Source organism: Lysinibacillus louembei (genome assembly GCF_033880585.1).
GTDB classification, from domain to species: domain Bacteria; phylum Bacillota; class Bacilli; order Bacillales_A; family Planococcaceae; genus Metasolibacillus; species Metasolibacillus louembei.
Genome location: NZ_CP137624.1, coordinates 1,172,457 through 1,193,429 on the forward strand (window position 1 = coordinate 1,172,457; position 20,973 = coordinate 1,193,429).

Here is a 20,973-nt window from a genome sequence, read left to right on the forward strand (position 1 = left end):
TGAAGAATTAAGTTTAGTTAACCGAAAATGAGATCTTTTTGAGACTCGTTTTCTTTTTGTCTTTCGAAATCATACATCATTTGTGTGGTTTTGCAAAGACCTATTATCGCTTTATTGAGGGGTGAATAAGTTGACAGGTCAACTAGTTCAGTACGGACGACACCGCCAGCGTAGAAGTTTTGCGCGTATTAAAGAGGTGCTTGAGCTTCCGAATTTAATCGAGATCCAAACAGCATCTTATGAGTGGTTCTTTGCAGAAGGGTTGCGTGAAATGTTCCACGATATTTCACCAATCGAAGATTTTACAGGTAATCTTGCGCTTGAATTCGTTGATTATGCTTTAGGGGAACCTAAGTATGAAGTAGATGAATGTAAAGAGCGTGACGTAACGTACGCTGCACCATTGCGTGTAAAAGTACGTTTACACAACAAGGAAACAGGTGAAGTAAAAGAGCAAGATGTTTTCATGGGGGACTTCCCATTGATGACTGAAACAGGCACATTCATTATTAATGGTGCTGAGCGCGTTATCGTTTCGCAGTTAGTTCGTTCGCCAAGTGTTTACTTCCATGATAAAACGGACAAAAACGGTAAAAAAGGCTTTGGTGCAACAGTTATTCCAAACCGTGGTGCATGGCTTGAATATGAAACAGACGCGAAAGATGTTGTCTATGTTCGTATCGACCGTACGCGTAAACTTCCGGTTACAGTTTTACTACGCGCATTAGGCTTTGGTTCAGATCAAGAAATCATCGATATTATTGGTGATAATGAATATTTACGCAATACACTTGAAAAAGATAATACAGAAAGCACAGAAAAAGCGCTGCTTGAAATTTATGAGCGCCTACGTCCAGGTGAGCCACCTACAGTAGAAAGTGCGAAAAGCTTATTATACTCTCGCTTCTTTGATGCGAAACGCTATGATTTAGCGAATGTTGGTCGCTATAAAATGAATAAAAAGCTGCATATTAAAAATCGTTTGTTTAACCAAACGATTGCAGAAACATTAGCAGACCCAGAAACAGGCGAAATTTTAGTTGAAAAAGGAACTGTTCTTGATCGTCGTACGCTAGATAAGCTAATTCCTTATTTAGAAAATGGCATTGGCTTCCGAAAGCTATCACAGGTTGGTGGTGTATTAGAGGACGATGTGACAATTCAAACAATTAAAATTTATGCACCAAATGATGAATCGCAAAAAGAAATTAATGTAATTTCAAATGCGTATGTTGAAGAAGAAGTGAAAAATATTGTTCCAGCTGACATTTTAGCTTCAGTTTCTTATTTCTTCAATTTACTTTATGGTGTTGGGAATACAGACGATATCGATCATTTAGGAAACCGTCGTATTCGCTCTGTTGGTGAGCTATTACAAAACCAATTCCGTATCGGTTTATCTCGTATGGAGCGTGTTGTACGTGAACGTATGTCGATTAATGACACAGCGGCAATCGTGCCACAGCAATTAATCAATATCCGCCCTGTAATTGCGTCTATTAAAGAATTCTTTGGTAGCTCTCAATTATCGCAATTCATGGACCAAACAAACCCGCTTGCAGAATTAACGAACAAGCGTCGTTTATCAGCATTAGGGCCTGGTGGTTTAACGCGTGAGCGCGCAGGTATGGAAGTGCGTGACGTTCACTACTCCCACTATGGTCGTATGTGTCCGATTGAAACGCCAGAGGGTCCAAACATTGGATTAATTAACTCGCTTTCATCATTTGCGAAGATTAATAAATTTGGCTTTATTGAAACACCGTACCGTCGTGTTGATCCTGATACTGGTCAAGTAACAGAGCAAATCGATTATTTAACGGCTGACGAAGAAGATAACTACGTTGTAGCACAAGCAAACTCTATCTTAAATGAAGATGGAACATTTACGATGGAAGAGGTTGTAGGACGCTTCCGAGGCGATAACACGGTATTCAAAAGAGAAAAAATCGACTATATGGACGTATCACCAAGACAGGTAGTATCTGTTGCCACGGCGTGTATACCGTTCTTAGAAAACGATGACTCGAACCGTGCGTTAATGGGTGCGAACATGCAACGTCAAGCTGTTCCATTATTAAATCCTGAAGCACCTTTCGTAGGTACAGGTATGGAGCATGTAGATGCGCGTGACTCAGGTGCCGCAGTTGTAGCAAAATTCGAAGGAATTGTTGAGCATGTAGAAGCACGTTCAATTCACGTTCGTCGTATTGAAACAATTGATGGCAAAGAGGTTAAAGGCGATTTAACGAAATATAAAGTACAAAAATTCGTTCGTTCAAACCAAGGTACATCATATAACCAACGCCCGATTGTTAAAGTTGGTGACCGCGTGAAGCCGAAAGATATTTTGGCAGATGGTCCATCAATGGAAAGAGGCGAGTTAGCGCTTGGACGCAACGTATTAGTAGCCTTCATGACATGGGACGGCTTCAACTATGAAGATGCTGTTATTATGAGTGAACGCCTTGTAAAAGACGATGTATACACATCTGTTCATATTGAAGAATATGAATCAGAGTCTCGCGATACGAAGCTTGGACCTGAAGAAATTACACGTGATATTCCGAACGTTGGGGAAGATGCACTACGCAATTTAGATGAGCGTGGTATTATCCGTATCGGTGCGGAAGTACGCGATGGTGATATTCTTGTAGGGAAAGTAACGCCTAAAGGGGTTACTGAGTTAACTGCAGAAGAACGCTTATTACATGCAATCTTCGGTGAAAAAGCTCGTGAAGTACGTGATACGTCTCTACGTGTACCACACGGAGCCGGCGGTATCGTACTTGATGTAAAAGTGTTCAATCGAGAAGATGGCGATGAGCTACCACCAGGTGTTAACCAATTAGTTCGTGCTTATATCGTTCAAAAGCGTAAAATTCGAGTTGGGGATAAAATGGCTGGACGTCATGGTAACAAAGGGGTAATTTCGCGTATTTTACCAGAAGAAGATATGCCGTTTATGCCAGATGGTACACCTGTTGATATCATGTTAAACCCACTTGGCGTACCTTCACGTATGAATATCGGACAAGTGCTAGAGCTACACTTAGGTATGGCTTCACGTTATTTAGGTATTCATATGGCAACACCAGTATTTGATGGTGCCAACGAAGAAGACGTTTGGGAAACGATGGAAGAAGCGGGTATGGACCGTGATGGTAAAACAATCCTGTATGATGGACGCTCAGGTGAGCCATTTGATAACCGTGTATCAGTAGGGATCATGTATATGATTAAACTTGCGCATATGGTTGATGATAAGCTACACGCACGTTCAACAGGACCATACTCATTAGTAACGCAACAGCCGCTTGGTGGTAAAGCACAATTCGGTGGTCAGCGCTTCGGTGAGATGGAGGTTTGGGCACTTGAAGCATACGGTGCTGCATACACATTACAAGAGATTTTAACTGTAAAATCAGATGATGTTGTAGGACGTGTGAAAACATACGAAGCAATCGTTAAAGGTGAAAGTGTACCAGAGCCAGGCGTTCCTGAATCGTTTAAAGTTCTAATTAAAGAGCTTCAATCACTAGGTATGGATGTAAAAATGCTAACAATCAACGATGAAGAAGTAGAACTTCGTGATCTTGACGAGGAAGAAGATCTTCAACCGGCTGATGCATTAAATATTATACCAGCTGATGAGGAAGACGACGCAGTAGAAACTGTTGAATAATAAGATTAACATTTCAATAAAATAGTAATGAACTGTCTGAGAAGTGTCGCATTCAATCGCTTTTCAGACAGTCATATTCTTTTGCAAGATTAGATAAATGTCGAGCTACGGAAAAGTCTTTATAAAGACTCAGACTAAAGGGAGGTAGGCTCCTTGATAGACGTTAATGAATTTGAATATATGAAAATTGGCTTAGCTTCTCCAGATAAGATTCGTTCTTGGTCATACGGCGAAGTGAAGAAGCCAGAAACAATCAACTACCGTACATTAAAACCAGAAAAGGATGGTCTTTTCTGTGAGCGCATTTTCGGACCTACAAAGGACTGGGAGTGTCATTGCGGTAAATATAAACGCGTACGCTATAAAGGTGTAGTTTGTGATCGCTGTGGCGTAGAAGTAACACGTGCGAAAGTACGTCGTGAACGTATGGGACATATTGAGCTAGCAGCTCCTGTATCTCATATTTGGTATTTTAAAGGTATTCCTAGCCGTATGGGTCTTATTTTAGATATGTCTCCACGCGCGCTTGAAGAAGTTATTTATTTTGCGTCTTATGTCGTAATTGATCCAGCAGATACAAACTTAGAAAGCAAGCAATTGCTTTCTGAAAAAGAATATCGTGCTTACCGCGAAAAATTTGGTGCAACGTTTGATGCAGCGATGGGTGCGGAAGCAATCAAAAAATTGCTTGAGAAAATCGACCTTGAGAGCGAAACAGTAACATTAAAAGAAGAATTAAAAACAGCGCAAGGTCAACGTCGCACACGTGCGATTAAGCGCCTTGAAGTAGTGGAATCTTTCCGTAACTCTGGCAACAAACCAGAATGGATGATTTTAGATGTACTACCTGTTATTCCACCAGAGCTTCGTCCGATGGTGCAATTAGATGGTGGACGCTTTGCTACTTCAGACTTAAATGACCTTTACCGTCGTGTTATCAACCGTAACAACCGTTTAAAACGTTTATTAGACCTTGGTGCACCAAGCATCATCGTACAAAACGAAAAACGTATGTTACAAGAAGCTGTAGATGCTTTAATTGACAACGGTCGTCGTGGTCGTCCAGTAACAGGTCCGGGTAACCGTCCTTTAAAATCACTTTCTCATATGTTGAAAGGGAAGCAAGGGCGTTTCCGTCAAAACTTACTAGGTAAACGTGTTGACTATTCTGGTCGTTCCGTTATCGTAGTAGGACCAAACTTAAAAATGTACCAATGTGGTCTTCCAAAAGAGATGGCTATCGAGCTATTTAAGCCTTTCGTTATGAAAGAATTAGTAGAGCGTGGTCTAGCTCATAACATTAAGAGTGCAAAGCGTAAAATTGAACGTTTGCACAATGAGGTTTGGGACGTATTAGAAGATGTTATTCGTGAGCATCCAGTACTTCTAAACCGTGCACCGACGCTTCACCGTCTTGGTATTCAAGCGTTCGAGCCGACATTAGTAGAAGGTCGTGCAATTCGTCTACACCCATTAGTATGTACAGCGTATAACGCTGACTTCGATGGTGACCAAATGGCGGTTCACGTTCCATTATCAGCAGAAGCACAAGCCGAAGCTCGTTTATTAATGTTAGCAGCACAAAACATCCTGAACCCAAAAGACGGTAAACCAGTAGTTACACCGTCTCAAGATATGGTATTAGGTAACTATTACTTAACGCTTGAGCGTGAAAATGCTCGTGGTGAAGGTTCTATTTTCTACGGTCCAGACGAAGTGTTAATCGCATACCAAACGGGTCATGTACATTTACACACACGTATTGCGATTCGTGCAAACTCTGTGAATAACCAAACATTCACAGAAGAGCAAAACCAAATGTTCTTATTAACAACTGTTGGTAAAGTTATTTTCAACGAAATTTTACCGGAGACATTCCCGTATATTAACGAGCCAACAGATATCAACTTAGAGCAAAAAACGCCTGAAAAATACTTTGCAAAATTAACAATTGACGCAGAGCAATTAGCTGAATTAGAGGCAACAGAAGGCTATGCTGAGTTATCAGAAGCCGAAAAAATTGAAGCGCAACGTAAAGCTGTTTTACAAAAACACTTTGCATCTGTGCCAGTTGTGCCACCATTCCGCAAAAAGTTCTTAGGTAATGTTATTGCTGAAGTATTTAAACGATTCCATATTACGGAAACATCAAAAATGTTAGACCGTATGAAGGATTTAGGCTTTAAATATTCTACTCGTGCAGGTATTACGGTTGGTGTATCTGATATCGTCGTATTACCAGACAAAGGCGTTATTTTAGATGAAGCGCAAGCAAAAGTAGATAAAGTAATGATTCAATTCCGTCGTGGTTTAATTACGGAAGAAGAGCGTTATGACCGTGTAATTTCTAGCTGGTCAGCAGCGAAAGATGAAATTCAATCGAAGCTGATGAAATCGTTAGAAAAAACAAACCCAATATTTATGATGTCTGACTCAGGAGCTCGTGGTAACGCATCAAACTTTACACAGTTAGCAGGTATGCGTGGTCTGATGGCCAACCCGGCTGGTCGAATCATCGAGTTACCAATCAAATCTTCATTCCGTGAAGGTTTAACGGTATTAGAGTACTTCATCTCTACACACGGTGCGCGTAAAGGTCTTGCCGATACAGCATTAAAAACAGCCGATTCAGGTTACTTAACTCGTCGTTTAGTAGACGTTGCACAAGACGTTATTGTACGTGAAGATGACTGTGGCACAGACCGCGGTTTATTGATCGGTGCATTAATGGAAGGTAACGAGCTAATTGAAGCGTTAGATGAGCGTGTAATTGGTCGATATACGAAGAAAACAATTTATCACCCAGAAACAGGTGCGGTTATTTTAGAGCGTGATGGTTTAATTACGCAAGATGTAGCGCGTGCAATTGATGATGCGGGTATCGAGCAAGTAACAATCCGTTCAGCATTCACATGTAATACGAAGCACGGTGTATGTAAAAAATGTTACGGCATGAACTTAGCAACAGGCGAAGAGGTTGAAGTAGGTGAGGCGGTAGGTATTATCGCAGCGCAATCAATCGGTGAGCCTGGTACACAGTTAACGATGCGTACATTCCATACAGGTGGGGTAGCCGGAAACGATATTACGATGGGTCTTCCACGTATCCAAGAAATTTTCGAATCACGTAATCCGAAAGGGCAAGCGGTTATTTCGGAAGTTGGTGGTGTAATATCTGATATCGAAGAAATTCGAGAAGGCTTAAAAGAAATTACTGTTCAAGGTGAAGTGGAAACACGTAAATATCAAGCACCTTACAATGCACGTTTGAAAGTACAATTAAACGATACAGTTGAACCAGGTCAATTATTAACTGAAGGTTCAATCGATCCAAAACAATTGTTAAAAGTAAAAGACGTATCTACAGTACAAGAATATTTACTAAAAGAAGTACAAAAAGTATACCGTATGCAAGGGGTAGAAATTGGAGACAAACACATTGAAGTAATGGTTCGCCAAATGCTACGCAAAGTACGTGTAATTGAAGCTGGTGACACAGATTTACTACCAGGCTCATTATTAGATGTACACCAATTTGCCGAAGCGAACGCTGATATTATTTTAAATGGTAAAAATCCAGCAACATGCCGCCCTGTAATTCTTGGTATTACAAAGGCTTCTCTGGAAACAGAATCATTCTTATCAGCAGCATCGTTCCAAGAAACAACTCGTGTGTTGACAGATGCAGCAATTAAAGGTAAGCGTGATGAGCTTCTTGGTCTGAAGGAAAACGTAATTATCGGTAAACTTGTTCCAGCAGGTACTGGTATGCAACGTTACCGTCAAATCCGTATTGAGCAAGATGCTGAAACGGAAGAAGAATTAACTTCAGCTGAGTAATCTGAATTCCGGTAGAGAGCAATTCTCTGCCGGAATTTTCAAATCTATTACAAAAGTTAACTAACTGACTTCAAGAAGGCCTCTTTTTCAAAATAAATAGTTGACAGGTGTAAGTAGAGGATGATAATATATTTAAGGTTGATAGTTAACTGTCTATGCTTTGGAGGATATGCAAATGTCTTATAATAAAGTAAAGGCTAGTCAAACAATCATAGGTACAAAGCAAGCAGTGAAAGCAATGCGTGCTGGTCAAGTTACAGAGCTTTTTGTCGCACTCGATGCTGACAGTTGGGTAACCGATCCGGCCATTCTTCTCGCGAAAGAAATCGGTATACCAATTACTTTGGTCGAGTCTAAAAAAGAACTTGGAAAAGCTTGCGGCATTCATGTTGGAGCTGCGGTTATTGCGATTACTGCGATGTAGTTTTTGTGTAATATACACAAAGACTTTGTTTTTACCCTAAAAATGAACCACCTGGATGTGTGGTATTAACAAGGAATGAACGAAGGGAGGAAAAATCGATGCCTACAATTAACCAATTGGTACGTAAGCCTCGTAAATCTAAAATCACGAAATCAAATTCACCAGCGTTAAACAAAGGTTATAACTCATTTAAAAAATCTTTAACTGACGTTAAATCTCCACAAAAACGCGGTGTTTGTACTCGTGTAGGTACTATGACGCCTAAAAAACCTAACTCAGCGTTACGTAAATACGCTCGTGTACGTTTAAGCAACCTAATCGAGGTTACTGCGTACATCCCAGGTGAAGGCCACAACTTACAAGAGCACAGTGTTGTTCTTATCCGTGGCGGTCGTGTAAAAGACTTACCGGGTGTTCGTTACCATATCGTACGTGGTGCTCTTGATACTGCTGGTGTAAACGGCCGTATGCAATCACGTTCTCTATACGGTGCAAAACGCCCTAAAGAAAAGAAATAATTAACTAATTTATTTATCACTTGAAAGGAGGAAAACACATGCCTCGTAAAGGTCCTGTTTCCAAACGTGACGTGTTACCAGATCCACTTTATAATTCAAAGCTAGTAACTCGTTTAATCAATAAAATGATGATTGATGGTAAAAGAGGTACTTCTCAAAAGATTTTATACGGTGCGTTCGAATTAGTAAAAGAGCGTTCTGGTAATGATCCGATTGAAGTATTCGAAGCTGCATTAAACAACGTAATGCCAGTTTTAGAAGTACGCGCTCGTCGTGTAGGTGGTTCTAACTACCAAGTACCAGTAGAAGTACGTCCAGAGCGTCGTACAACTTTAGGTCTTCGTTATTTAGTAAACTACGCTCGTCTTCGTGGTGAAAAAACAATGGAAGAGCGTTTAGCGAACGAAATCTTAGATGCATCAAACAACACTGGTGCTTCAGTTAAGAAACGTGAAGATATGCACAAAATGGCAGAAGCGAACAAAGCATTTGCTCACTACCGTTGGTAATATTTTACACGCTAATTAATTAACTAATATAGCCTTAACCGAATATGGAAGGAGAAATTTCCTATGAAACGCGAATTCTCACTAGAGAATACACGTAATATCGGAATCATGGCTCACATTGACGCTGGTAAAACAACGACAACTGAGCGTATCCTTTATTACACTGGTAAAATCCACAAAATCGGTGAAACTCACGAAGGTGCTTCTCAAATGGACTGGATGGAGCAAGAGCAAGAGCGTGGTATTACAATCACGTCTGCTGCGACAACAGCTCAATGGAAAGGCAACCGCGTAAATATTATCGATACACCAGGACACGTAGACTTCACTGTAGAAGTAGAACGTTCTTTACGTGTACTTGACGGTGCGGTAACAGTACTTGATGCTCAATCAGGTGTTGAACCACAAACTGAAACAGTATGGCGTCAAGCAACTACTTATGGTGTACCACGTATTGTATTCATTAACAAAATGGATAAAATGGGTGCAGACTTCTTATACTCTGTAGGCACTTTACATGACCGCTTACAAGCAAATGCACATCCAATCCAATTACCAATTGGTGCGGAAGATGAGTTCAAAGGAATTATTGACTTAATCGAAATGACTGTAACTTACTACGATAACGAAGAAGGTACAGCGGTTCGTGAAGGTGAAGCGATTCCTGAAGAATATCAAGCACAAGCTGAAGAATACCGTGAGAAATTAATCGATGCTGTTGCAAGTGTTGATGAAGACCTTATGGAGAAGTATTTAGAAGGTGAAGAAATCACTGTTGCTGAATTAAAGGCAGCTATCCGTAAAGCGACAATCGCGGTAGAATTCTACCCAGTAATTTGTGGTACAGCATTCAAACACAAAGGTGTTCGTAAAATGCTAGACGCAGTTATTGATTACTTACCATCACCAGTTGATGTACCAGCAATTAAAGGTACTTCAGTTGATGGAGATGAAGAGTTAGAGCGTAAATCTTCTGACGATGAGCCATTCTCAGCTTTAGCATTTAAAGTTATGACGGATCCATTCGTTGGTAAATTAACATTCTTCCGTGTGTACTCAGGTATCTTAGATTCTGGTTCATACGTACAAAACTCTACAAAAGGTAAACGTGAGCGTGTAGGTCGTATTCTACAAATGCACGCGAACAGCCGTGAAGAAATTTCGAAAGTATTCGCTGGTGACATCGCTGCTGCTGTAGGTCTTAAAGATACGACTACTGGTGACACTTTATGTGACGAGAAAAACCTTGTTATTTTAGAGTCAATGGAATTCCCAGAGCCAGTAATCTCTTTATCTGTAGAGCCTAAATCAAAAGCTGACCAAGATAAAATGGGTCAAGCACTTTCTAAGTTACAAGAAGAAGATCCAACATTCCGTGCCCACACTGACCAAGAAACTGGTCAAACAATCATCTCTGGTATGGGTGAGTTACACTTAGACATCTTAGTTGACCGTATGAAACGTGAATTCAAAGTTGAATGTAACGTTGGTGCGCCAATGGTATCTTACCGTGAAACGTTCCGTGGTTCAGCTCAAGTTCAAGGTAAATTCACACGCCAATCAGGTGGTCGTGGTCAATACGGTGACGTTTGGATCGAGTTCTCACCAAACGAAGAAGGTAAAGGCTTCGAGTTTGAAAATGCTATCGTTGGTGGTGTAGTACCACGTGAATATATTCCAGCAGTTGAAGCAGGTCTTCGTGACTCGCTTGACCGTGGGGTTGTCGCTGGTTACCCATTAATCGACATCAAAGCGAAATTATTCGATGGTTCTTACCATGATGTTGACTCAAACGAAATGGCGTTCAAAATTGCTGCTTCTATGGCTTTAAAAGCTGCTGCTTCTAAATGTAGCCCAGTTATTTTAGAGCCAATGATGAAAGTTGAAGTTGTAATTCCAGAAGAGTATCTTGGTGATATCATGGGTAACGTAACTGCTCGTCGTGGACGTGTAGAAGGTATGGAAGCTCGTGGTAACTCTCAAGTAGTACGCGCAATGGTGCCACTATCTGAAATGTTCGGATATGCAACAACTTTACGTTCTGCAACACAAGGTCGCGGTGTATTCTCAATGGTGTTTGACCACTATGAAGAAGTACCAAAATCAATTGCAGAAGATATCATCAAAAAAAATAAAGGTGAATAATTGAAATTTCATCTTGCATAAAGTATAACTAATTTGTAAGCTATGATTGACTGGCTTAGCTGGGCCCGGTTTAAGCCAGCACTCATAACATAAAAAACTAAAACATAGATTATAGGAGGCTTTCTCTAATGGCTAAAGAAAAATTTGACCGTTCGAAAACGCATGCTAACATTGGTACAATTGGTCACGTTGACCATGGTAAAACTACTTTAACTGCTGCTATTGCAACAGTTCTTGCTAAAAAAATGGGTGGAGAAGCTAAATCATATGCTGATATCGATAACGCTCCAGAAGAAAAAGAGCGTGGTATCACAATCAACACTTCTCACATCGAGTATGAAACTGATTCTCGTCACTATGCACACGTTGACTGCCCAGGACACGCTGACTATGTTAAAAACATGATCACTGGTGCTGCGCAAATGGACGGCGGTATCTTAGTAGTATCTGCTGCTGATGGTCCAATGCCACAAACTCGTGAGCACATCCTTTTATCTCGTCAAGTAGGTGTTCCTTACTTAGTAGTATTCATGAACAAATGTGATATGGTAGACGACGAAGAATTATTAGAATTAGTAGAAATGGAAATCCGTGACCTACTTTCTGAATATGACTTCCCAGGTGATGATCTACCAGTTATCAAAGGTTCTGCTCTTAAAGCTCTTGAAGGTGAGCCAGAGTGGGAAGAAAAAATCGTTGAATTAATGAACGCTGTTGATGAGTACATCCCAACTCCAGAGCGCCAAACTGACAAACCATTCATGATGCCAGTAGAGGACGTATTCTCTATCACTGGTCGTGGTACAGTAGCAACTGGCCGTGTTGAACGTGGTCAAGTTAAAGTTGGTGACGTAGTTGAGATCGTTGGTATCGCTGAAGAAGCTAAATCAACAACTGTAACAGGCGTTGAAATGTTCCGTAAATTATTAGACTATGCTGAAGCTGGTGACAACATCGGTGCATTACTTCGTGGTGTAGCTCGTGAAGAAATCCAACGTGGTCAAGTATTAGCTAAACCAGGCTCAATCACTCCACACACTAACTTCAAAGCAGAAGTTTACGTTTTATCAAAAGAAGAGGGTGGCCGTCATACTCCATTCTTCTCTAACTACCGTCCTCAGTTCTACTTCCGTACAACTGACGTAACAGGTATCTGTAACTTACCAGAAGGCGTAGAAATGGTTATGCCTGGCGATAACATCGAAATGACAGTAGAACTTATCGCTCCAATCGCTCTTGAAGAAGGTACTAAATTCTCTATCCGTGAGGGTGGCCGTACTGTAGGCGCTGGCGTAGTTGCTTCTATCCAAAAATAATTTCATCTTTTCTTAAAACCTCAAGGGGACGCTCTTGAGGTTTTTTTTGTATTTACTGTAAACTTAAAGAAAGGGGAGGGTTAGTATGAAAGTTTTTCTAATTGAAGATGATATATCAATTTTTCGCTTAATAGAAGAACGATTGCAGCAATGGTCGTTAAATGTTATAGGGCCAAAGAATTTTCAAAAAGTGATGGATGTTTTCACAAAGGAAACCCCACAGCTTGTTATTATAGATATTCAATTACCCGCTTACGATGGCTTTCATTGGTGCCGAGAAATTAGAGCGATATCCAATGTGCCAATTTTGTTTTTATCATCAAGAGACCATCCAATGGATATGGTTATGGCGATGCAACTAGGAGCGGATGATTTTGTACAAAAGCCGTTTCATATGGAGGTGCTTGTAGCTAAAATCCAAGCATTGTTAAGACGCACATATGATTATCAACAACAGGCGCAGTCGATGATTAGCTGGCAGGACGCCATCATTGATTATGAACGAGGCATTCTTACATATAACAATCAGCAAATCGATTTTACGAAAAATGAGCTATTTATTTTGAAGCTACTAGTAGCGCGAGTAGATAAAATTGTATCACGGGATGAATTAATGCGTAAATTATGGGATGATGAACGCTTCGTCAATGACAATACGTTAACGGTAAATATTAACCGTCTCCGTCAAAAGCTTGAAGAAGTAGGGTTAATCGATGTCATTGTGACGAAAAAAGGACTTGGTTATATGGCGGTGTCACAATGATTCAACTTTTTTTAAGGCAACATATGCTGTGGATTAGTTTTTTTATGGGAATGCTTTTCATATGGAATGTCATTTGTATGCTTGATATCGGATTTGCCTCTATATCTGTTAGTTATTTAAATAGTATAGCTATCCTAGTGCTCATCATATTTTTAACAGCTCGTTATTATTGGGAAAGACCTAGCTTGAAGCAACTCCTTCATCAAAATTTACTACAGAATGTTGAAGGTGCTCGTTGGGATTTTTATACGCGACAAGTAATTGAACTGTATGAAGAACAAAAGCAAAGACAAGTACAACTTGTCCAAAAAATTAAATTTGACAAAGAGGAAGAACAGGATGAGCTGTTAGCATGGGTGCATGAAATTAAAGCACCACTCACCGCGATGAAATTAATGATTGAACAGCTAGAGGATTATAAAGCGCGTAATCGACTGGAGCAAGAATGGCTACGCCTACATTTATTAGTTGATCAACAATTGCATCAAACGCGATTGCAAACATTAGCAGAGGATAACCGGCTTGAACAGGTGCAATTACGGTCAATCGTTTTTAAAGAAATACGTGAATTCCAAACGTGGTGTATGGAAAAGGGAATTGGATTCCAAATAGATGAGCTAGAGGAAGTCGTTTTGACAGATGCCAAGTGGCTGGGGTTTATTTTACGACAGATACTATCGAATGCCATCAAGTATAGTCCGCACCATAGTGAGATTGTCGTGAGCGTTGCATATGATGCACAAGGACATGCCTTGCTCAAAATCAAGGATGTAGGACAAGGAATTCGTGCAGAAGACTTGCCACGCATTTTCAAAAAATCCTATACGGGTACAATTGGTAGAGAAACGAATGTGGCTACAGGGATGGGGCTTTATTTAGCGAAGCGTGCTGCGACAGCTTTAGGAATTCAATTATATGTTGATTCGATATATGGGAAAGGAACAACGGTTGTATTACAATTTCCTATAGAAAACGAATATGTACAAACATTCGGTATGTGACGACATTGTCACATACCGTTTATTATTGTCACGTAAAACGAACGATTTCTACTTGCATCCACTGTACAATAAAAATACATAAAGAAGCAGGGGGCAAAAAGAATGAACATTTTAACGGCTCGTAAAGTCCGTAAAACATATGGTAAGCGTTTAACAACAGTCGAAGTATTGAAAGGCATCGATTTAGAAGTGAGCAAAGGGGAGTTTGTTGGCATTATGGGGCCTTCTGGTTCAGGGAAAACAACTTTACTCAATGTGCTGTGCTCAATTGACCGGGTAACAGAAGGGATGGTTGAAATTAATGGGCAGGCTTTGCAGCAAATGAAGGAGCGTGAGCTAGCGGCCTTTAGGCGAGATGCGCTTGGTTTTATTTTTCAAGATTATAATTTGCTCGATACGTTGACGGTGAAGGAAAATATTTTATTGCCATTGGCGATAAAAAAACTACCACAAAAAGCGGCAGAGCAACGCTTTCGGGAGCTTGTTGAAATTTTGGACATTGAAGATATTATCGCAAAATATCCAAATGAAATTTCAGGAGGACAAAAGCAACGTACTTCTGCGGCGCGTGCGTTAATTACAAACCCGTCAATTGTTTTTGCAGATGAACCAACGGGAGCACTTGACTCGAAATCAGCAACGGCACTTTTGAAAAACTTGGAGCAAATTAACATAGAACGCCATGTAACAATTATGATGGTGACACATGATGCGGTGGCAGCGAGCTTTTGCTCACGTGTACTTTTTTTAAAGGATGGGGCGCTCTATACAGAGCTTTATAAAGGCGATAAGACGCGTCAGGAATTTTTTCAGCAAATTTTAAGTACGCAAAGTGTTTTAGGTGGTGATGGCTATGACGATTAGTCGTTTACTTACACGCTCCATGCTAAAAAATATGCGTCATTATTTTTTATATTTCTTCTCGCTCATTTTCAGTGTGACACTTTATTTTTCCTTTGTTACGCTCCAATTTAATGAAGAAGTACTAAAACAGGTGTCCAGCAGCCCAACGGCATCAGCTGGTTTCAAGGCAGCATCGTATTTACTTTATTTTATCGTTTTGTTTTTTGTGCTTTATGCGAATCATTTATTTATCAAAAGACGCAGCAAGGAAATCGGTATGTATCAGCTGATTGGAATGACAAAGGGGCTTATTTTTCGCTTAATTGCGATTGAAAACATCATATTGTTTAGTGGTGCGGTCTTCATCGGTATTGTAGCAGGGCTTTTAAGCTCACGATTTTTTACAATGATTTTAATGAAGGTAATTGGGCAAGAGATATTAATTAAGCTAACATTTAATTCGCAAGCAATTATACAAACGCTCATGCTATTTAGTGTGATGCTTTTGATTATTTTAGTGCAGCTTAGCTGGATGATTCGACGTGTCTCACTATTATCACTTTTTACAGCTTCTAAACAAACAGAGGAGCGTGTGAAACGCTTTAGTATGTGGCAAATGTTTGTTGGAGCGCTTGGGATTATCTTCATTGGTTACGGTTACTATGAGTCCACACACTTATTTACGACTAATGATGTAAATATATTATTAAAACGCATGATAGTTATTTTAGCATTAACTATTGGAGGAGCATTTTTAGTTTTCCGCTATTCTGTTGCCTTTGTCTTCAATTTACGTCGGTTAATGAAGAATGGTCATTTAACTACGACGGATGTGTTAGCGGTAACGCCGATTATGCATCGGATGAAAGGCAATGCGAAATCACTAACGCTAATTACTGTATTAACGGCAGTTTCGCTTGCTATTTCAACGCTTGCCTATATTTCCTATTATTCAGCAGAGCAAGGAGTAAGGAATGCCGTACCAGCTGATTATGTGCTTCTAACGGAGAAAGGACCTGCATTTTTAGCGTTGTTAGATAAGCAAAACATTGACTATCGTGCCATAACATATGAGGATATGAATGCAGAATTTGATGTGTCTCGCTTATTAAAAAATCCTAATGACGCCAATCAGATTTTTTATGCAGAATCTGGCATGAAACAGGTGGTTTCACAATCTTTTTATGAGCAAATACATGGAAAAGTTGAGTTAGCAGAGGATGAGGCAATTTTAACGAATATGACAGATGGAGTCACTTCGATGTATGCAATGAATAAACAAGGGGAAATCGAAGTAACGATTGAAACATTAGGAAATCGCTTAAAAGATAGATTAAAGATTGTTGATGTGCGCCAAGAAAGCACCCTTGTACAAAATGGGAGCAACCTAGTGATTTACGCAGTGCTTGTAGTGTCAGATACAAAGTATGCGGAGTATAAAAAATTTTACGGTGAGCGCAAGTATATGCCACAAACGCTAGTCTTTTTAGAGAACAAAAGCGATGTAGCGTTGGCTGAAGAGCTATATGTGCAATCAGGAGCTGATATACGAGCTGTTTATGGTGAGGGTGAAGATCAAATTATCTTAAAGCAAAATTCATATAAGCAGGAGCGGCAAGTGTATATGAGCATTTTCGGAATGACGATTTTTATTGCAGCATTTTTAGGACTAGCCTTTTTATTAACAACAGGTAGTATTTTATATTTCAAGCAGATTGCTGAAGCAGATGAGGAGCAGGCGAGTTACACGATTTTAAGAAAAATTGGCTTTTCTGAGCAGGATGTTTTAAAGGGCATTGTTTGGAAGCAAGCATTTAATTTCGGTGTGCCCCTATTGATTGGTTTATTGCATAGCTATTTTGCGGTAAAGTCTGGGTGGTTTTTATTTGGCACAGAGCTAGTAGCGCCGATGCTTATTATGATAGGGCTGTATGTGTTAATGTATGCGGTGTTTATGCTGCTATCGATTCAATACTATCGAAAGACGATCAAAGGTTGCCTATGAGTAACTATTAAATAGGAAGAGAGTAGTGGCACTATATATGCCACTACTTATTTTTTCGAATGAATATGCAGTGTTAACTGTTAATAATGCGCCTTTATCATACGAGAAGTGTTTGTTTATAAAATACTTTACATAAAAGCATTAATTCAGGGGCAACAAGCTATAATTATCGCTTGCAATGACAAGAAATATTTTATATACTAGACAACGGCTTATAAATATAGCGAAATGTATGTAACTGAAGGCATTCAATTTTTTTTCTAAAACTACTTGCTTATTGCGATAGTATTGTATATAATATTGAATGTTGGTCTTTGACTGCGATGAAGCGAGAGGTTGCCGACACACCCGGCCGCTTTGCCATGGCGGTGTGTAGGAGAATTTTCGTGGAGAATGTCTAGAAAATAGGCGAGAAGGAGGGAAAGTAATGGCAAAACAAAAAATTCGTATTCGTTTAAAAGCGTATGATCACCGTATTCTTGATCAGTCTGCTGAGAAAATTGTTGAAACTGCTAAACGTTCAGGTGCAAGCGTATCGGGTCCAATTCCGTTACCGACAGAACGTTCTGTGTATACAATTCTTCGTGCGGTTCACAAGTACAAAGATTCTCGTGAGCAATTCGAAATGCGTACGCATAAACGTCTAATCGATATCGTTAACCCAACACCACAAACTGTTGATGCGTTAATGAAGCTTGATTTACCATCTGGCGTTGATATTGAAATCAAACTTTAATGGTAAAACGAAATAGAACTTTTAAAATTTACAGGAGGTGTGACAAATGGCTAAAGGAATCTTAGGTAGAAAAATCGGTATGACTCAAGTTTTCGCTGAGAACGGTGATTTAATCCCGGTAACAGTAATCGAAGCTGCTCCAAACGTAGTTCTTCAAAAGAAAACTGCTGAAACTGATGGCTACGAAGCAATCCAAGTTGGTTTCGAGGACAAGCGCGTTAAGCTTTCAAACAAACCAGAACAAGGTCACGTAGCAAAAGCAAATACGGCTCCTAAGCGCTTCATTCGTGAGTTCCGCAACGTAAACGTAGCAGAATACGAAGTTGGTCAAGAAGTCAAAGTAGAAATTTTCGCAGAAGGCGATGTAATTGATGTAACAGGTGTTTCAAAAGGTAAAGGTTTCCAAGGTGTAATTAAACGCCACGGACAATCTCGTGGTCCTATGGCCCACGGCTCTCGTTACCACCGTCGTCCTGGTTCAATGGGTCCAGTTGCTCCGAACCGCGTATTCAAACAAAAGAAATTACCTGGTCAAATGGGTGGGAACGTTGTAACAATTCAAAACCTTGAAATCGTTAAGGTTGATGCTGAACGTAATCTACTATTAGTAAAAGGTAATGTTCCTGGTTCTAAAAAATCATTAGTAACAGTTAAAACAGCTGTTAAATCTAAATAATTTCTCGAAGAAAGGAGGAAACAGGAATGGCAAAGGTATCTGTACTTAGTCAAACAGGCGCTTCAGTTGGCGAAATCGAATTGAACGATGCGATTTTCGGAATCGAGCCAAACGAAGCTGTATTATTCGACGCAGTAATCGCACAACGTGCTTCTCTTCGTCAAGGTAATCACAAAGTAAAAAACCGTTCTGAAGTTGCTGGTGGTGGTCGTAAGCCATGGCGTCAAAAAGGAACTGGTCGTGCTCGTCAAGGTTCGATCCGCTCTCCACAATGGCGCGGCGGTGGTGTCGTATTCGGTCCAACTCCACGTAGCTATTCATATAAACTACCGAAGAAAGTTCGCCGCTTAGCTCTTAAATCAGCTTTATCAGCTAAAGTTGTAGAACAAAACTTCTTAGTACTTGATGCATTAACTTTAAATGCACCAAAAACAAAAGATTTCGCTGCTATTTTAAAAGCGTTAGAAATCAATTCAAAAGCATTATTCGTTACTGCTGAGTTAGATGAAAACGTAGCATTATCTGCTCGTAACATCCCAGGCGTGACTGTTTTAACAGCTAGCGGAATCAACGTTCTTGATCTTTTAGGTCATGACAAAGTTGTATTCACAAAAGCTGCAGTAGAAAAGGTTGAGGAGGTGCTTGGATAATGGAAGCACGTGATATCATTAAACGTCCGGTCATTACTGAGCGTTCTTCTGAATTAATGGCAGAGAAAAAGTATACTTTCGAAGTAGACACTCGCGCTAACAAAACACAAGTTAAAGACGCAGTAGAAGAAATCTTTGGTGTTGAAGTTGATAAAGTAAACATCATGAACTACAAAGGTAAATTCAAACGCGTTGGTAAATACAGTGGCTACACTAACAAACGTCGTAAGGCAATCGTTAAATTAACTGCTGATTCAAAAGAAATCGAATTATTCTAATAGACAGGTGAATACCTGAGCAATTATAGAAGGAGGGAATACAAATGGCGATTAAAAAGTACAAACCAACCTCAAATGGTCGTCGTAACATGACGTCATCTGACTTTGCTGAAATCACTACTAATAAGCCTGAAAAGTCTTTATTAGCTCCGAAAAAACGCAAAGCTGGTCGTAACAACCAAGGTAAAATTACTGTTCGTCATCACGGTGGTGGTCATAAGAAGCAATACCGCGTAATCGACTTTAAACGTATTAAAGACGGCATTCCAGGACGCGTTGCTACAATCGAGTATGATCCAAACCGCTCTGCGAATATCGCATTAATTAACTATGCTGACGGTGAAAAACGTTATATCTTAGCTCCGAAAGGTCTTGAAGTAGGTCAAACGATCGTTTCAGGTCCAGACGCAGATATTAAAGTAGGTAACGCATTACCATTAGCAAACATTCCAATGGGTACAACAATCCATAACATCGAGTTAAAACCTGGTAAAGGTGGACAATTAGTACGTTCTGCTGGTACTTCAGCACAAGTACTTGGACGTGAAGATAAATACGTAATTATCCGTCTTCAATCTGGTGAGGTTCGTTTAGTATTAGCTACTTGCCGTGCAACAGTAGGTCAAGTTGGTAATGAACAACATGAACTTATCCACATTGGTAAAGCTGGTCGTTCTCGTTGGTTAGGTAAACGCCCAACTGTACGTGGTTCTGTAATGAACCCTAACGATCACCCACACGGTGGTGGTGAAGGACGTTCTCCAATCGGACGTAAATCTCCAATGACACCATGGGGTAAACCAGCTCTTGGTTATAAAACACGTAAGAAGAAAAACAAATCTTCTAAATTCATCATTCGTGGACGTAAAAAATAATGTGATTAGGCTACGGTTCGCTAGAAGAACCGTGGTGGGATCACGGAGGGAGGTTCCTAAATGGGTCGCAGCTTGAAAAAAGGACCTTTTGTTGACACTCACCTTATGAAAAAGGTGGAAGTACAAGAGGCTTCTGAGAAAAAACAAGTAATTAAAACTTGGTCTCGCCGTTCTACTATCTTCCCGAACTTCATCGGTTTAACAATCGCTGTATATGATGGACGTAAACACGTTCCTGTATATGTGACAGAAGATATGGTAGGTCATAAATTAGGCGAGTTCGCACCTACACGTACTTACAAAGGTCACGGTGCAGATGATAAGAAAACAAGACGCTAATTTTGAGAGGAGGTAAATCCTAATGACACAAGCTAAAGCTATCGCTCGTACAGTTCGTATCGCTCCTCGTAAAGTTCGTCTAGTAGTAGACTTAATCCGAGGCAAGCAAATCGGTGAAGCAGTTGCAATTTTACGTCATACTCCAAAAGCGGCGTCTCCAGTCGTTGAGAAAGTATTAAAATCTGCAGTTGCTAACGCTGAACACAACTATGAGTTAGATGTAAATAACTTAGTTGTATCTGAAATCTTTGTAGATGAAGGTCCAACATTAAAACGTTTCCGTCCACGTGCTCAAGGACGTGCAAGCGCAATTAACAAACGCACAAGCCACATTACAGTTGTGGTATCAGAGAAGAAGGAGGGTTAATCC

At 40.1% G+C, this 20,973-nt stretch carries 18 protein-coding genes; all 18 read left to right on the forward strand.

Going from position 1 to position 20,973, the window contains the following annotated elements; genetic code table 11:
- The first annotated feature begins 121 nt into the window (after window positions 1-121).
- Window positions 122-3,685, forward strand: a complete 3,564-nt coding sequence (gene rpoB / locus R6U77_RS05760; RefSeq protein WP_319837776.1) for a DNA-directed RNA polymerase subunit beta — start codon at window positions 122-124, stop codon at window positions 3,683-3,685.
- A gap of 153 nt (window positions 3,686-3,838) precedes the next feature.
- Window positions 3,839-7,525, forward strand: coding sequence for a DNA-directed RNA polymerase subunit beta' (gene rpoC / locus R6U77_RS05765; RefSeq protein WP_319837777.1), 3,687 nt, complete (start codon window positions 3,839-3,841; stop codon window positions 7,523-7,525).
- A gap of 175 nt (window positions 7,526-7,700) precedes the next feature.
- A complete protein-coding gene (locus tag R6U77_RS05770; RefSeq protein WP_042478612.1) occupies window positions 7,701-7,949 on the forward strand; it encodes a ribosomal L7Ae/L30e/S12e/Gadd45 family protein in 249 nt (82 codons plus the stop codon).
- Window positions 7,950-8,047: 98 nt separating this feature from the next.
- The gene (rpsL, locus tag R6U77_RS05775) at window positions 8,048-8,467 is read left to right on the forward strand and encodes a 30S ribosomal protein S12 (protein ID WP_293924094.1); all 420 of its coding nucleotides are present in this window, start codon (window positions 8,048-8,050) and stop codon (window positions 8,465-8,467) included.
- 38 nt (window positions 8,468-8,505) lie between these two features.
- The gene (gene rpsG, locus R6U77_RS05780) at window positions 8,506-8,976 is read left to right on the forward strand and encodes a 30S ribosomal protein S7 (RefSeq protein WP_066168849.1); all 471 of its coding nucleotides are present in this window, start codon (window positions 8,506-8,508) and stop codon (window positions 8,974-8,976) included.
- 63 nt (window positions 8,977-9,039) lie between these two features.
- Complete coding sequence (gene fusA, locus R6U77_RS05785; RefSeq protein WP_293924099.1) at window positions 9,040-11,121, forward strand: elongation factor G; 2,082 nt, start codon at window positions 9,040-9,042, stop codon at window positions 11,119-11,121.
- Window positions 11,122-11,249: 128 nt separating this feature from the next.
- Entirely contained in the window at window positions 11,250-12,437 is a 1,188-nt protein-coding gene (tuf, locus tag R6U77_RS05790; RefSeq protein ID WP_293924102.1) for an elongation factor Tu, read from the forward strand.
- Window positions 12,438-12,522: 85 nt separating this feature from the next.
- On the forward strand, window positions 12,523-13,200 hold the full coding sequence (locus tag R6U77_RS05795; RefSeq protein ID WP_319837778.1) for a response regulator transcription factor: 678 nt from the start codon (window positions 12,523-12,525) through the stop codon (window positions 13,198-13,200).
- Window positions 13,197-14,201, forward strand: coding sequence for a sensor histidine kinase (locus tag R6U77_RS05800; protein ID WP_293924107.1), 1,005 nt, complete (start codon window positions 13,197-13,199; stop codon window positions 14,199-14,201). Before R6U77_RS05795 ends, R6U77_RS05800 begins: the two co-directional genes overlap by 4 nt.
- Window positions 14,202-14,303: 102 nt before the next feature.
- Window positions 14,304-15,065, forward strand: coding sequence for an ABC transporter ATP-binding protein (locus tag R6U77_RS05805; RefSeq protein ID WP_319837779.1), 762 nt, complete (start codon window positions 14,304-14,306; stop codon window positions 15,063-15,065).
- Window positions 15,055-17,049, forward strand: coding sequence for an ABC transporter permease (locus R6U77_RS05810; RefSeq protein ID WP_319837780.1), 1,995 nt, complete (start codon window positions 15,055-15,057; stop codon window positions 17,047-17,049). The genes R6U77_RS05805 and R6U77_RS05810 overlap by 11 nt, the downstream gene beginning before the upstream one ends.
- A 427-nt stretch (window positions 17,050-17,476) precedes the next feature.
- Window positions 17,477-17,785 (forward strand): 30S ribosomal protein S10, encoded by a 309-nt coding sequence (gene rpsJ / locus R6U77_RS05815; RefSeq protein ID WP_042478628.1) that lies wholly within the window; start codon window positions 17,477-17,479, stop codon window positions 17,783-17,785.
- 46 nt (window positions 17,786-17,831) lie between these two features.
- Window positions 17,832-18,461 (forward strand): 50S ribosomal protein L3, encoded by a 630-nt coding sequence (gene rplC, locus R6U77_RS05820; protein ID WP_293924125.1) that lies wholly within the window; start codon window positions 17,832-17,834, stop codon window positions 18,459-18,461.
- A 26-nt stretch (window positions 18,462-18,487) separates the two neighbouring features.
- Window positions 18,488-19,111 (forward strand): 50S ribosomal protein L4, encoded by a 624-nt coding sequence (gene rplD / locus R6U77_RS05825; protein ID WP_293924127.1) that lies wholly within the window; start codon window positions 18,488-18,490, stop codon window positions 19,109-19,111.
- Window positions 19,111-19,389: a 50S ribosomal protein L23 gene (rplW, locus tag R6U77_RS05830; RefSeq protein WP_042478634.1), complete on the forward strand. Its 279-nt coding sequence runs from the start codon at window positions 19,111-19,113 to the stop codon at window positions 19,387-19,389. The genes rplD and rplW overlap by 1 nt, the downstream gene beginning before the upstream one ends.
- Before the next feature lie 44 nt (window positions 19,390-19,433).
- Window positions 19,434-20,264 carry a 50S ribosomal protein L2 gene (gene rplB, locus R6U77_RS05835; RefSeq protein WP_107839051.1) on the forward strand — a complete coding sequence of 277 codons (831 nt, stop codon included), beginning with the start codon at window positions 19,434-19,436 and terminating at the stop codon, window positions 20,262-20,264.
- A 60-nt stretch (window positions 20,265-20,324) separates the two neighbouring features.
- Window positions 20,325-20,603, forward strand: a complete 279-nt coding sequence (rpsS, locus tag R6U77_RS05840; protein WP_066542807.1) for a 30S ribosomal protein S19 — start codon at window positions 20,325-20,327, stop codon at window positions 20,601-20,603.
- 22 nt (window positions 20,604-20,625) lie between these two features.
- Window positions 20,626-20,970, forward strand: coding sequence for a 50S ribosomal protein L22 (rplV, locus tag R6U77_RS05845; RefSeq protein WP_042478638.1), 345 nt, complete (start codon window positions 20,626-20,628; stop codon window positions 20,968-20,970).
- The last annotated feature ends 3 nt before the right edge of the window (window positions 20,971-20,973 follow it).